This window comes from Pseudomonas sp. LBUM1649 (assembly GCF_059716155.1).
On sequence record NZ_CP166807.1, the window covers coordinates 4,697,093 to 4,711,546 of the forward strand.

The following is a 14,454-nucleotide window of genomic DNA, read 5'->3' on the forward strand; positions in this document are numbered from 1 at the left end:
AGCTCGCTCCCACAGGTTTTGCGTTTTGGCCCAATAAAACTTTTTTCCGGATTTCTTTCCGGTTTCGCCATCGCATCTCGTCTTAATAATCATTCCTATTAACAAAAACTCTGCACGACACTTTTCAGGAGCACAGGCAAGTAATGCGATCTCTTCCACGCCGTACACCTCTCGCGCTGGCTGTACAGCGCCCGTCACTGCATAAAACCCTGTTGACCAGCGTTCTGCTGACCGCCACCTTGCTGGGGAGCTCGATGGCCAATGCAGCACCTGTGAAAGTGAGTATCTCGGTTCAGCCGCTGTCCAGCGCGCTGACCCAACTGGGCATGCAGACCAACCTGCAAATCCTCTACAGCCCAGATCAGGTGGCCGGCATCAAGTCCCGTGCGGTATCCGGCTCGCTGGAGCCTTCCGCGGCCCTGGCTGAGATGCTCAAGGGCACCGGCATTTCGTTCCAGATCAACGGCAACAGCGTGACGCTGGTGTCTGGCGGCTCGTCGAGCCTGCAACTGGGCGCCACCACCATTTCCGGCCAGGCCCTGGGCCTGACCACCGAAGGCACCGACTCCTACACCATGGGTGCGACCACCACCGCCACCAAGCTGCCGCTGACCATTCGCGAAACGCCGCAGTCGGTGACCGTGGTGACCCGTCAGCAAATGGACGATCGCGGCGTCCAGAGCGTTGGCGATGCGCTGAAGAATACCCCCGGTATCACGTCCCAGAAGTACGACAGCGACCGTACCGAATTTTCCGCACGGGGCTTTGCCATCACCAACTTTCAGTACGATGGCGTCAACATCCCCTACGACGGCGTGTACGGTGAAAACCCGAACAACAGCGATGACGCTGCCAGCCTCGACCACATCGAAGTCATCAAAGGCGCGACTGGCCTGATGACCGGCGCGGGTGACCCGTCCGCAACCGTCAACCTGATCCGCAAGAAGCCGACCAAGGAATTCAAGGCTTCGGTCAGCGCCACCGCTGGTTACTGGGACAGCTACCGCACCGAAGGCGATATCTCCGGCTCGCTGACCGAATCCGGCAACGTGCGCGGCCGCTTTGTCGGCGCCTTGCAGGACAAAGATTCGTACATCGACCACTACAGCCAGAAGAGAGACCTGTACTACGGTGTTCTCGAAGCCGACCTGACCGACGATACCCTGCTGACCCTGGGCGTCGACAAGTCCAGCGCCACCCCGCGCGGCAGTTCCTGGACCGGTAACACCGTTTACTATGCCGACGGCGGCAAGACCAACTTCTCCCGCGGCTTCAACCCGGGCGCCGACTGGAGCCGTCGTGACTTCGACAGCACCACCTACTTCGCGTCCCTGGAGCAAGCGCTGGCCAACGACTGGAAATTCAAGGCCAGCTTCGACCAGAAAACCACCGATCACGATACTCAATTGGCCTCGGCCAGCGGTGGTTACCCGAACCGCGACACCGGCGAAGGCATGTTCTTTTACCAGGGGCACTGGGAAGGCCATCGCGTACAGAACACCGCTGACGTGAACGTCACCGGTCCGTTCTCCCTGGGTGGTCGCGAACATGAACTGGTGGCGGGTTTCATGGCGGCACACTCCCGTCAGACTGGCGCAACCTATGGTACCCCCACCGACTCCGATGGACTGGTACCGGGCAACATCTTTGACTGGGCAGGCCATATTGCGAAACCGGACTTCCCGAAAAACGGTAAATACGAGCGCACCCTGAGCCAGAATGGCGCCTACCTGGCCACACGCCTGCGTCCGACCGACGACCTGTCGTTCATCCTCGGCGGCCGAGTCAGCACCTACAAGTACAACGAAGATTACTCCTACTACCCGGGCGCCGGCCTGACAGACACACACGCCAGCTACAAGGAACACGGCGTCGTCACGCCTTACGCCGGTGTGGTCTATGACCTGGACGATACCTACTCGGTCTACGCCAGCTACACCAGCATTTACCAGCCACAAATCAACAAGGACGCCGATGGCAAGACCCTGGACCCGGTTGAAGGCGACAGCTACGAAACCGGTCTGAAAGCGGCCTACTTCGAAGGAAAACTCAACGCCAGCCTGGCCTTCTTCCGCATCGAGCAGGACAACTTTGCTGAGCCGATCGGCACCAATGAGATTACCGGTGACGGCATTTACAAAGCCGTCGACGGTGCCACCACTAATGGCGTTGAACTGGAACTGGCCGGTGAACTGGCTCAGGACTGGAACGTATCGGCCGGCTACACCTATGCCCGTACTCGCGACAAGGACCATCAACGCATCTTCGGTTTCCCGTTGGCCACGAGCAAACCGGAACACGTGGTGCGCACCTTTACCACCTACCGTCTGCCCGGCGCGCTGGACCAGGTCACCGTCGGTGGCGGTGTCAGCTGGCAGAGCGCGTTTTACGGCCAGAGCTACAGCCCTAACGTGGGCGGCGGCGAAGGCGGCAGCACCATGCTCAAACAAGGCGGCTACACCCTCGTCGACCTGATGACCCGTTACCAGTACGACGACCACCTGAGCTTCACCGTCAATGCCTACAACGTCTTCGACAAGCGCTACCTGACCGGCCTTGGCAACTTCGGCACCACCTTCTACGGCGAACCGCGCAACATGCAGATCACCGCGAAGTACGATTTCTGAGGCTGAGCTGAAATTGAAAATGCCCGTATCGAGAGATGCGGGCATTTTTTATGGGCCGATATTGCGGTGCCTGTGCTGCCGCCATCGCGAGCAGGCTCGCTCCCACAGGGGATCTTCAGTAAGCTCAAAGTCTGCGTTTACCTCGGTCAACTGTGGGAGCGAGCCTGCTCGCGAAGGCGTCAGTCGCCCCAACATTGATTACTCAGGCGGATCGATCCGGTCCAGCGCCCGGTTCACCGCCAACTCCCCCAGCATGATGACCTGCGCAATCCCCAACAACGAATTACGACTAGTCCCTTCCATATGATCCGCCAGATCCAACGCCATGACATTGGCCGAAGCCAGCGACTCACAGGCGTGGGCCAGCAGGGTTTCGACATCGAGTTCAGGGTTGACGATGAACATGCTGCAGAGCTTGCGCGGGGTAGCCTGGATATCGGCGGCTGAGGGGATGCGGTCGTTGGGATTGTTTGAGTCGGAATTTTCTGACGATGATGTCGGATCGAGGTCCGGCGGATTCGGTGTGACCTTGAACATGGGAATTTTCTCCAGTAAGGACCACAACCATCTCGCTACTACACAAAAGGGTGGTGGCCGTGCGCAAGTTAGTAGACCGGTAAAGTTTCCCAAAACCCGGCGCGCCCGAAGACGCCATGCGCACAGCCACCATCAAGTGCAGGCCGATGCCTGACTGGATGACACTGGTGCAACCGAGGAAACTAGCCGGGCTACTAAACCCGATCACTGACAATCAGTGACGCGAACCAAGTTACCGAGCGCCCCCAAGGCGCACAAGCCGGCGGATTCTGGTGTACCTGTAGGCAGTTACGCAAGGTGATGTAGTTTTCGCGAAGTAACGCTGACAGCCGTTAAACAGCACTTTGAACGGAGGCCGCCTTCGCGAGCAAGCTCGCTCCCCCAGAGGATCTCCGTTGGACACGAAATCCGAGTTCACCTCGGTCAACTGTTTGCGGGCTCTGCGCCAAGTCTAGTCCTGAAATAGGTTTACACCTGGTTCACCCCAGCGCCCGACGCCCCGCACGGGGCGTTTTGTATTTTAAGGACAGGTGCGATCGCTCCTGGTTGTAGATCAAGATCGCTTCGCGCACCATCTGTTCTGCTAGCGCCAAATCAGTTGGCCGCCGGGCCAGGTGTGCAGCGCAGGGTTCAATGCAACCCCGCTGCCTTGCAGGCGTCGACGAAGCTCGCGCCTTTTTTGTCCATGGCGGTCTTGACCAAGACGTTGGCTTTTTGCAGGGCGGGGCTGGGCTGGGCCCGTTGTTCAGGGGGCAGCGGTTGCGACCAGGCTTGCACGCTTTTCGGCAGGGTCGGGCGGCCCTTGCGGTGGGACCACTCGGCGATCAGGTAGGGCATTTTCCAGAAAGTCAGCACACGACGAACGTACCACCAGCGCAGGGGCCATCTTGTGGGTTGGGGATGGCCATAACGTTTGCGGTATGCATCATCCATTTCGTCATCGAGATCGCCCATAAACCTGGCGTCGAGCCGTTCGATTTCAAAGGTGTGCAGTCCTTCATAAGGTTTGAGTTCGTCCTCGCTCAGGGTGATGTTCAATATGGCAAGCATGGGGTTGGGCGTATCCACCTGCTCCCCTTCTTCCATGTAATTGCGAATGAACGTCCACATCCCCAACGCATGCGCATCGCTGGGTTGGGCCGACAAGATAAACTGCACGGTGTCCTGCTCTTCGTCCTCCAGCCCCATGCCGAAGGTGTAATCGCGCATCGCACCGTAGCTGGTCACGCCCTGACTGCGGGCGACCCAGGCCACCACGCTCTCCCAGGACACGATCAGCACCCGATGGCTGGTGTCATCGATGTAGCAGACTTCGCGGCGCTGGCGGTTGAAGCGGACCGGGTAGCTTTTGGCCAGGGTTCGGACGTTGGAGAGCATGCTGTAGATGAATGCACCGATGGGCAGAATGAAAGGAAGCGAAACTTTGGTAGTAACTTCAAAGAACATGAGTAGCTCTTGCAATGGGTTCCTGAAGTTTTCTGGATAAAAAAGCACCCCATATAGGATGAATATACTTGGAGCTATAAAAGCTACAAACATAGGCATCCAGAGCATGAACGCCAATCTTTTCCCCAGCTCTACCATCCCGTAGTTGCTGCCCCCCAACTCCAGATAAATCTCGTTCATCGCCGAAAAGTTACGCCGAGATACTTGTGCCTGACCGGTGTACACCGGCAAGGGCGCCAGGAACAGGGTTTCATTCAAGCCTCGGACCCGCAGTTCACCAGCACATGGCCGCTGGCTACGGATGTCCGGTGTTGGCTCTGTAGCTTCAGTCGGTTTTCTGCGTTTGAACAGTCGGCTAATCATCGAGCGCCGCCATTTCTTCGCGCTTGAACCGCCTGAAGAGCGTCTTTTCGAGCCCGCTGGGCAAGGCTTCCACGTCATCGAGCACAAACCGGCCCTCGGCCGGCAACCGTACGCCCCGCACCGTCGCGATGCGCAGGTCGCGCAGGACAAAATTGGTGTAGTGAAACAAGTTGCGTTCGGCTTCCAGTTGGTAGCCGATGGTGAGGGCCAGGGCGAAATCCGAGGTTTGCTGGGCTTCGCTGATCGGCAGCTGAAGCGTGAGTGCCTCTTCCTCCTGGCTGACGACCACGTTTACCGCAGCCCAGGCCGCACTGTTTTCCTGCCAGCGTGCAGATGGTGCCTGCCGACTGTAGGGTTGGGGTTGCCGATCGCGGGTTTGATGAAAGGCCCGCAGGCGCAGGTGACGGCTGTCCATTTCGCGGGTGCGCACACCCGGCAGTCGCAGTTGCAGGTAGGTGCGCGTGCCTTCGCGGACCAGCTCACAGGTCGGTTGCTGCACCACCCGGGCCAAGGCGCTCCAGTCCTCGGGCAGGCTGCGTTGCTGGTTGGCCGTGCCCCAGGCGCTGGCTTGCAGTTGGCCGCCGGGCGATGTGTGCAACGCAGGGTTCAATGCAGTCCCGCTGCTTTGCAGGCATCGACGAAGCTCGCGCCTTTTTTATCCATAGCGGTCTTGACCAGGGCGTTGGCTTTTTGCAGGGCCGAGCTGGGCTGGGCCCATTGTTCGGGGGGCAGCGGTTGCGACCAGGCTTGCACGTTTTCCGGTAGGGTCGGACGGCCCTTGCTGTGCGCCCACTCGGCGATCAGGTAGGGCATTTTCCAGAACACGATCACCCGTCTGACGTACCACCAGCGCAGAGGCCAGTGGGAACGCTTGGAGTATCCCCAACGCTTGCGCTCTTCGGCAGTCAGATCGCCTCCTCCGTCGTCCAGCCTACCCAATGCCCTGGCGTCGAGCCGTTCGATTTCAAAAGTGTGCAGCCCTTCATAAGGTTTGAGCTCATCCTCGGTCAGGGTAATCCCCAACGCGGCAAGCATGGGGTTGGGCGTATCCACCAGTTCCCCGTCTTCCATGTAGTTGCGGATGGACGTCCACATGCCCAGCGCATGCGCATCGCTGGGTTGGGCCGACAAGATAAACTGCACGGTGTCGTGCTCTTCGTCCTCAAGGCCCATGCCGAAAGTGTAATCGCGCATCGCACCGTAGCTGGTCACGCCCTGGCTGCGGGCGACCCAGGCTACCACGCTCTCCCAGGGCACGATCAGCACTCGATGGCTGGTGTCATCGATGTAGCAGACTTCGCGGCGCTGGCGGTTGAAGCGGACCGGGTAGCTTTTGGCCAGGGTTCGGACGTTGGAGAGCATGCTGTAGATGAATGCACCGATGGGCAGAATGAAAGGAAGCGAAACTTTGGTAGTAACTTCAAAGAACATGAGTAGCTCTTGCAATGGGTTCCTGAAGTTTTCTGGATAAAAAAGCACCCCATATAGGATGAATATACTTGGAGCTATAAAAGCTACAAACATAGGCATCCAGAGCATGAACGCCAATCTTTTCCCCAGCTCTACCATCCCGTAGTTGCTGCCCCCCAACTCCAGATAAATCTCGTTCATCGCCGAAAAGTTACGCCGAGATACTTGTGCCTGACCGGTGTACACCGGCAATGGCGCCAGGAACAGGGTTTCATTCAAGCCCCTGACCCGCAGCTCCCCGGCACGGGGCCGCTGGCTGCGAATGTCCAGTGTCGGCGCTGGGGTTTCCGGCGGTTTTCTGCGCTTGAACAGTTGGCTAATCATCGAGCGCCGCCATTTCTTCGCGCTTGAACCGCCTGAAGAGCGTCTTTTCGAGCCCGCTGGGCAAGGCTTCCACGTCATCGAGCACAAACCGGCCCTCGGCCGGCAACCGTACGCCCCGCACCGTCGCGATGCGCAGGTCGCGCAGGATAAAATTGGTGTGGTGAAACAAGTTGCGCTCGTCCTCCAGTTGGTAGCGGATGTTGAGGGCCAAAGCGAAATCCGACGTTTGCTGGGCTTCGCTGATCGGCAGCTGAAGGGTCAGCGCCTCGTCTTCCTGGCTGACGACCATGGCAACTGCAGCCCAGGCCGCACTGTTTGCCTGCCAACGGACGGGCGGTGCCTGCCGACTGTAGGGTTCGGATTGCCGATCGCGGGTTTGATGAAAGGCCCGCAGGTGCAGTTGGCGACTGTCCATTTCGCGAGTGCGCACACCCGGCAGTCGCAGTTGTAAGTAGGTACGCTGGCCTTTGCGAACCAGCTCACAGGTCGGTTGCTGCACCACCCGGGCCAAGGCGCTCCAGTCCTCGGCCAGGCTGCGTTGCAGGTTGGCCGAGCCCCAGGCGCTGGCTTGCAACCATTTTTGCAGGGCGTCCAAGTTGAAGTAGTTGTACAGGCCTTCGCCGACCAATTGCAGGGCCGTGCCGATCAGCCCCACCACGTTGACTCTGGCGGCGATGCTCAGCAGCCGCGGGCTGGCTTCGGCCCAGGCCAGGGCTCGCAGTTGAGCAGGCTTCTTGAGGATCTGGCTGATGATTGTTGTCGTGTGTTTGGCGCCCCAGGTGTTGGTGCCCACGAGAATGCCGTCGCCCGCGATTTGCAGGGTCGTAGCCGCCAATGCCTGATGATTGCCTGCGGCGAGCGCTTTACCCCATTGCTGGGAATGCTTGCCTAAATCAATGGCCGCAGCCGCAGCACCAAATCCAAACGCACCCGACCCTGCGATACCTGCCCAACGTCCCAGGCGGCTCATGGTATTGAGCTTGCCGGCGGCACTGTCCATTTGTTCGATATGCGCTTGAAGGATCGTTACTGACAAGCCTTGTACCAAGGCAAAACCTGCCGCCGACATTCCGATCAAGGACTCTGCAAAAGCCGCTTTATCAGATATAGAGCGGTCATCCTTTTTCAGGATTGAACTCAACACCTCAACAAACTTCTGCCCCTGATACACAAACAACAACAGCGCAATGCCATCTCCACCGGAGTTCAGGGCGCCACTCAGCGGCTTGCCAAACGTCCCCGTCGCGCGGAAATCCCGCACCGTGCGCTGCATTTCCTTACGCAGCGCCGGGTCCATGCCTTCGACCACCGCACCGATCTGCCGCCGCCCGCCGCCGCCCACCGTCAACGCCCGGCTGAGACGCTCTTCCAGCGGCAGCAGCGCAACCTTGAGCTCATTGATCCGCTGGTTATGCGCCTGCTCGCTGCCCGGCGCGCTCAAGCCGTGGGTTTGCCGTGACAACTCAAGACGGCGCAGCTGGTAGGCGCGCTTGAGGTGGCGGCGCAGATCGAGGGCGGCATCGCGGGTCTTGTTGAAGGCCTGGATTTCGTCAGCCGACGCCGCCCGCAAGGTCAAGCCGCTGCGGGAAAACTCGCGCAACAGTTGCAGGCGTGTCGACTGTCCGAGGTCACGGAGGAAGTTATTGGGGTCGATGTGCTGTCGCTGCTTTAATGCGTCATGGGCAGTTTCTAGCTCGTCCGCAATGCTGAGTTGCCTGGCCGGGTTGTACGCCCCATCCAACAAACTCTGTAGCCCCTTGAACCGCGTATTCAGATCCGCATAGTTGGGCAGCCGTTCATTCATCAGGCTGTTGAATTGATTGGCCAGCGCGTTGACGCTGGCCAGGCTGTCCGGAGCCGTGGCGACCTGGATCGAGAAGTTGCTCAGATCCAGCAGCTTCTTGCTCATATCCAGTTGATCGGCGAGGGTCAGGGTTTCCAGCCCCGCTACGACGGTGAGCGGGTTTTGTTCGAGGAAAGCGGCGAGCCTTTCAGTCGCGTCGCGATGGCTGCACAGGGCTGCCACACAGACGAATTCGGTTTCCAGGCGATGCTGAATTTGCGTGTTTTGCTCGAAATCGTAGTACCAGGCGGCACGGTGAAAGTGGCCGCCGGTAATCATGTTCAAGCGGTCTTCACGAATGGCGTGCAGGCGCTGTTGCCAATGGCTGAGCAGCGTTTGCTGCTGGCGGACGAACGCTTGCATCTCCGCCCGCTTGACCAGGTGATCAATGCCCCGCTCGCCGATGGCCTTGCCGTTCAGCGCCTCCCAGGTTCGCAGGTGGAGGCCGCCGATGGTGCTTTGATGTTTTTGCCACAGCGCTTCGCCCAGGGCATCGAGCAGGTTGACGAAGGCGCGCGCGTAAGGATTGCTGGTCGCCGCCTTTCGCCAGGCCTGCTCGTCGCCATAGATTGACTGCCCGTTGTGTTCGCGCTTGGCCCGTAAGTAATCATGAACCGCCGTCTGCTGTTGCGGGTTGAGGTCGTCCTGCAGGGCTTTGACCGCGGGATCCGTGGTGGCCAAGTCTTGCAGGCGCGCCGGCCCCACCTCATACAAGGACTGGATGTAAGCGCCGGTGAGGTATTTGCGCTGAGCCACCTCGTCGGCACTCCAGTGCTCGATCCAGTCCGCCACCTGCAGTTGGGCGCTGGCCAGGTCGCGCATCACGCCAAAATCGTCGCGCAAGACCAAAAACAGATAGTCGTTCTGGTAGACGCCCAGCACCCGACTGGTGAGCGCTTCGATCGCCGTTTCCTTGAACAGCGACGCGGCTTCCCAGCTATAGGGTTGGCGTTCCTGCGGGTGGGCGCCCTCGGGCAATGCCTCGGGGCCCTTGCCCGTGGCTAGCGCGATGGGTGGCGCCACTTCCGCCAACCATTTTTCCGCCTGCAGCTTGCTCAACAAGCCAGGACCGCCATTAACGGGGCAAGCGCTGGCCAGATCGATGCGTTGCATCAGGCGTTCACGCTCGGTGGCGTCCTTGAGCATTTGCGCGCATTTGAAGGCCGTCCACTGGATTTCCGAATAGTTGGCGTACAAGCGGTGTTGCCGGGTGAACACCAGATGCGGCTCGCTGACCGACGCGGTGCGCGTGTCGCCCGCCACCTCCTGGCCCTGCCACAGCAGTTTGCTGATCTGCCCTTGTTCGACGCGGTATTCGTGCAGGTAGCCGGTGTTGTTATCGATGATGTACAGGAAGCCGTCACGCAGCAGCCGAATGCCCAGGGGCTGGCTGTTCAGTTTGAGCGGCATTGACAGTTTCGCAGAGGGATCGAGGTGCTCGACCAGGCCGTAGCGCAACGGCAGCAGCTGCACTTTTTGGCCCATCAAGGGGCACAGCCCGATGGGTGAACGGGCGTCCTTGGCGCTCATGGCCATGGCCGCCGTATTGGCGCTGACTTTGGGTTGTTGTCGGACAGTCACAGTAGGCCTCCTTGTCGATCGGCAGCACGGCTTTCGGCCAGCTCGGCAGCACGTTGTACGCGCGCCAATGGCGCGCCCGCTGCCGCCCCCGCCAGCAGTTGCGCAATATCAGGATGTTCAATCACCGGTTGCCCGGCCAGATAAGCAAAAACGTTCGCGTATAGCGCCATTTCCTGATCTGAGGAAAAGCCTTGCTGGTAGGCTTCGCTCGCCAGTGTTTGTACATATTGACGACACTCAGGCCCTGGAAAATTCGCCATGAACTCCGGGAAGTGCGCTTGCAAGTGCTCACCCAAGGCTGAGACGACGGTGCGAAACTCGACCTCTCCCAGTGCCGTAAGCTCCTGATCGGTCAGCCGATACGTTTGCGGTTCAGCGCGGGCGTGATCGAGACGGATGTGCTGCCGCCAGACGCCCGCTACCCCATCGGGCAGACAGACGCTTGCGACAGGCCCAAACCAACGTGCGCTGTTGTCTTGCGCGGCGAGATGGAACAACTGATGCATGACGGCTGGATCAGCAATACGCGGCATGACATCCACGCCCTCTGCCTGCTCAACACTGAGCAGGCGGCGCCAATGTTTGCAAAGCGCTAACGCGTCGGCCTCGCTGAACAGCAGATACCCCCATTCCAGCGCCGCATGTTCCTGGAAGTACGCCAGCAGTGAATCCCCTGCCCCCTTGAGCGTGACCAGACAGGGTGAGATGTTCGCCAGCTCATGCCAGCGCGTGCCGTGGTACAGGCAATACACCGGGTTATCCCAGCGGTGCAGGCGATGCGCCAGATTCGCGGCGCTGACCCCGTCCAACAGCAGATAGGACGGTAACGACCAGGGCAGGTCATCTGGCAATGGCGGCAACTCAAGCATGGGTTGCCCCTCTCTGCTGTTTGAGGACTTCGCACATCGCGCAAACAGGCTTTTTGGCCATCAGCACCAAGCGCTGCGCGGGTGCCAACACGGGCGCCTGAACCACCGCGGCTACCGACCCTTTGGCCGACAACGGCGGGGCCGGCGGCACTCCCGCCAACGGGATGCCACCCTCTTCGATGGGCACACTGCTGAAAATCCCCTCTGGGTTGATCACGATGTAGTGCTCACCGGCCTTGAGCGTCAGGCTCATGCCGGCATCGATCACCACATTGGCGGCAGTGACATGGACCTGGGGCCCGGCTTGAATCACCAGCGTGCCGCTGGCCGTGGTGCTGCTGTTGCCCGCAATGCTGATCAGCTCGTTACCACCGATCATGGTGTGGCGCTGGCCTTGCGTGGTGTGTAGTTCGTCGCCCTTGATCAGGCTGGAACTGTTTTTTCCGACCTGTTCGAACCGGTCGTTGCCAATCAGGCTGTGACTGTCTCGCGTAATCTGCTCACGGCGGTCGTTACCGATCCGGGTGTCGCTGTCGTTGAGGATCAGCTGTTCGAGGTCGCGCTGGGCGCGCAGGTAAATTTTTTCTTGCCCGGCACGGTCTTCAATCGACAGCTCGTTGTAGCCGCCACTGGCGGGCGAGCTGCGGCTGCGCAGCACGGTTTTGGTCTTGTGCTGCGGCAAGGGGTACGGCACGGCAGTGATCGCATTGGGCACGCAACCGGTAATCAACGGATTATCCGGATTGCCTTCCAGGTAAGTCACCACCACTTCCATGCCGATGCGCGGGATGGTCACCGCGCCGAACCTGTCTCCTGCCCAGTTGGATGACACCCGCAGCCAGCAACTGCTCTTGTCATTGCCCAGGCCGGCGCGGTCCCAATGAAACTCGACCTTGACCCGCCCGTACTCATCGCAAAAGATTTCTTCGCCCTCAGGCCCGGTGACACGGGCGGTCTGGCTGACCAGCAGCGTTTTGCGCGGGACCAGCGGCGGGCGATAAGACCCATCCCAAGGCATCGCGCTGAAGCGGTTGCGGTAACCCTGGGTGAAACCGTCTTCGGGCTTCACCTCGCTGGGCATCACTTCTTCAAGTACCTGGGGTTGTTTTCCAGCGTGACTGACACTGAGCAACAACCACAAATCGTTGTAGGGTTGACGCGGGTGTTCGGTCAGGTCAAAGAAGTGGCCACTGCGCAAATTCGGTTGATCGCTGCTGCCCTCGGCCAGCTGGTAATCAGTGCGATGACGTTCCAGCGCGTGCCGGGCAAGCTGCTTAGCGTGTTTTTCATTGTCGATGAACACGGGGTAGCGATAGTCTTCCAGTTCCGGCCCGCTCCCGGTCGTGACGCGGCCTTCGAGTGGCGGGTTCGGGCGTGTGAAGTCGTAGTCGCGGCGCATGGCCGTGCTGGTCCGGGTGCTCAAACGCGTGGAAAAACGATCGATCACCGGGTGCTCTGCGACCATACCGCTGCCAGGTTGATAAGGGGTTGCACCCAGCTTGGGGAAGAAATTCTGATGGTCGGTAAACACCAGCCTATGGCCATCGGGAGAGTGCTGATGGTGCCAGGCAATGCCCTCCTCGGCGCATAACCGCTGGACCAGTTCGTAGTCGCTTTCCGCATATTGAGTGCAGTAGACGCGCTCGGGGCCGGGGGAGACGTGGAAGGTAAACACATCGGCCAGAATGCCATGGCCTTTGAGTACCTGGGCGATGATTTGCGGAACGGTCAGGCTCTGGAAAATCCGCTGGTTGTGGCTGAACTGCAGGTAGTGCAGTGCTGGCACCAGGTTCAGTTGGTAACGGGTCAGGCGCCTGCCGCTTTCACCCACCGAGACATCTTCGATGCACCCATGAATGCCTTCACCATCGAGGCCGAACTGGAGAAACGCCGGCTGGCGCAGCAGGCTTTCCAGATCAAGGTCACGGTACTCGCTGACCAGCTCGATACGGATCGCGTACAAGCCGCTGATGGCTTCCGTACCGTCAAAGGCCAGTACCTTGAAATCGTTGGGAACCGTGGGGATTTTCAGTTCGAAATGAGCAACATTGGCCGGTGCGAACATAGGCTGATCCTTGAGCTGAGAACGACAACCGTGCGAGTCTCTGTCCATGACGACATCAACAAGCGGTAATGGCCGAGAAAGCTAACAAGAGGCAGCGAAAATGAATGCCGGAAAATTCCACCGATGACGTGGGAAATTTCCGTATTTCGGAATGTTTTGTTTTTCAGGCACAGCAAAGCCGCCATTCCCAACTCAGAAATGGCGGCTTTTTACTTCAGATCAAATCCTTGAACGTACCCACCCCGCCACTTCCGCGTGAATCCCTTCCACCTCACCCAACAACCCCGCCATGCGCAAGAAGTCATGGGTCATGCCCGGTTGCTCCAGCAACGTCACCTCATTCCCCGCAGCCCGCAAGCGCTCGGCGTAGGCCAAGCCTTCGTCATGCAACGGGTCATAACCGGCCAGGTACACCAGCGCCGGCGCCAAACCCGACAGGTCCTCGGCCAGCAGCGGCGAGTAGCGCCAGTCGGCGAGGTCCTGAGGGGTACGTGCGTAATGGGCGTAGAACCAGTCCAGGGTCGGGGTTTCCAGCAAGTAACCCTCGGCGAAAACCCGGTGTGAGGCGCGGTGGGTGGTGGCGTCGGTGACGGGGTAAACCAGTAGTTGGGCCTTGGGTTTCAACGCCAGTTCTGCAGGTTCGCGAACGGCGATGATCGACAACACCGTGGCCAGTGTCGCGCCGACGCTGTCACCGGCCAGTGCCGCTCGTGTGGCGTCCAGGCCGCGGGCAGCGCCTTCGCGAGCCAGCCAGTTGCCGGCGTCGCAGGCGTCCTGCACAGGGGTTGGAAAACGCCATTCAGGGGCCAGGCGATAATCCACGGTCAATACGGCAAAACCGCCCTGGGCCGCCAGGCGTCGACACAGTGCGTCGTGGGAGTCGAGGCTGCCGACCACGTAGCCGCCGCCGTGGAAATACAGGATTACCGGTTGCAGGTCGTTGACGGTTTGGCCGTCGCGATACAGGCGCGCCGCGATGCTGTGGCCGTCGCGGGCGGTGATGGTGAAGTTGTCGCAAGCGATGTTGTCCAGCGGCACATCGAGGAACCCGGAGGATGCTTCGAAGTCGATCCGCGCTTGTTGCGGGGTCTGTTCGTGCATCGGGCGACTTTTGCCGGTGAGGCGGCCGAACTCGGCGAGTTCGAGGAAAGCTTCAAGTTCTGGCAGTACGGCCATGGAGGGGAATCCTTTTACACAAAGAGGTCAATAATCAATCTTGAAACGAGCGACGCTCCCTGAGGTGAGTGCTGTCATCTGTGGCGAGGGGATTTATCCCCGTTGGACTGCGTAGCAGTCCCTATGTTTTGGGGCTGCTTCGCAGCCCAACGG

Annotated in this window: 9 protein-coding genes; 1 reads left to right on the forward strand and 8 read right to left on the reverse strand. The window is 59.8% G+C overall.

All coding sequences use genetic code 11. The features are described from left to right. Positions 1–143: 143 nt before the first annotated feature. Positions 144–2,627: a TonB-dependent siderophore receptor gene (locus ACA058_RS21770; RefSeq protein ID WP_497635848.1), complete on the forward strand. Its 2,484-nt coding sequence runs from the start codon at positions 144–146 to the stop codon at positions 2,625–2,627. A gap of 198 nt (positions 2,628–2,825) precedes the next feature. Here ACA058_RS21770 and ACA058_RS21775 read toward each other — a convergent pair whose 3' ends face one another. The 8 genes from ACA058_RS21775 to ACA058_RS21810 form a co-directional block, all read right to left on the reverse strand. Next, complete coding sequence (locus ACA058_RS21775) at positions 2,826–3,164, reverse strand: DUF6124 family protein (RefSeq protein WP_497635849.1); 339 nt, start codon at positions 3,162–3,164, stop codon at positions 2,826–2,828. Positions 3,165–3,794: 630 nt separating this feature from the next. Next, positions 3,795–4,610: a DUF6708 domain-containing protein gene (locus tag ACA058_RS21780; protein ID WP_497635850.1), complete on the reverse strand. Its 816-nt coding sequence runs from the start codon at positions 4,608–4,610 to the stop codon at positions 3,795–3,797. Positions 4,611–4,965: 355 nt separating this feature from the next. Further along, positions 4,966–5,571, reverse strand: coding sequence for a hypothetical protein (locus tag ACA058_RS21785; protein ID WP_497635851.1), 606 nt, complete (start codon positions 5,569–5,571; stop codon positions 4,966–4,968). A gap of 8 nt (positions 5,572–5,579) precedes the next feature. Next, on the reverse strand, positions 5,580–6,404 hold the full coding sequence (locus ACA058_RS21790) for a DUF6708 domain-containing protein (RefSeq protein WP_497635852.1): 825 nt from the start codon (positions 6,402–6,404) through the stop codon (positions 5,580–5,582). A 355-nt stretch (positions 6,405–6,759) separates the two neighbouring features. After that, positions 6,760–10,191, reverse strand: coding sequence for a toxin VasX (locus tag ACA058_RS21795; RefSeq protein ID WP_497635853.1), 3,432 nt, complete (start codon positions 10,189–10,191; stop codon positions 6,760–6,762). Next, positions 10,188–11,060: a DUF4123 domain-containing protein gene (locus tag ACA058_RS21800; RefSeq protein WP_497635854.1), complete on the reverse strand. Its 873-nt coding sequence runs from the start codon at positions 11,058–11,060 to the stop codon at positions 10,188–10,190. Before ACA058_RS21800 ends, ACA058_RS21795 begins: the two co-directional genes overlap by 4 nt. Next, entirely contained in the window at positions 11,053–13,125 is a 2,073-nt protein-coding gene (locus ACA058_RS21805) for a type VI secretion system Vgr family protein (RefSeq protein WP_497635855.1), read from the reverse strand. Before ACA058_RS21805 ends, ACA058_RS21800 begins: the two co-directional genes overlap by 8 nt. 219 nt (positions 13,126–13,344) lie before the next feature. Further along, positions 13,345–14,301, reverse strand: coding sequence for an alpha/beta hydrolase (locus tag ACA058_RS21810; protein ID WP_497635856.1), 957 nt, complete (start codon positions 14,299–14,301; stop codon positions 13,345–13,347). Positions 14,302–14,454: the final 153 nt, after the last annotated feature.

Excerpts from the sequence above, each read along its gene's own strand:
- ACA058_RS21810 (WP_497635856.1), bottom strand. The coding sequence starts at position 14,301 with ATGGCCGTACTGCCAGAACTTGAAGCTTTCCTCGAACTCGCCGAGTTC.
- ACA058_RS21780 (WP_497635850.1), bottom strand. The coding sequence starts at position 4,610 with ATGTTCTTTGAAGTTACTACCAAAGTTTCGCTTCCTTTCATTCTGCCC.
- ACA058_RS21775 (WP_497635849.1), bottom strand. The coding sequence starts at position 3,164 with ATGTTCAAGGTCACACCGAATCCGCCGGACCTCGATCCGACATCATCG.
- ACA058_RS21790 (WP_497635852.1), bottom strand. The coding sequence starts at position 6,404 with ATGTTCTTTGAAGTTACTACCAAAGTTTCGCTTCCTTTCATTCTGCCC.
- ACA058_RS21805 (WP_497635855.1), bottom strand. The coding sequence starts at position 13,125 with ATGTTCGCACCGGCCAATGTTGCTCATTTCGAACTGAAAATCCCCACG.
- ACA058_RS21770 (WP_497635848.1), top strand. The coding sequence starts at position 144 with ATGCGATCTCTTCCACGCCGTACACCTCTCGCGCTGGCTGTACAGCGC.
- ACA058_RS21800 (WP_497635854.1), bottom strand. The coding sequence starts at position 11,060 with ATGCTTGAGTTGCCGCCATTGCCAGATGACCTGCCCTGGTCGTTACCG.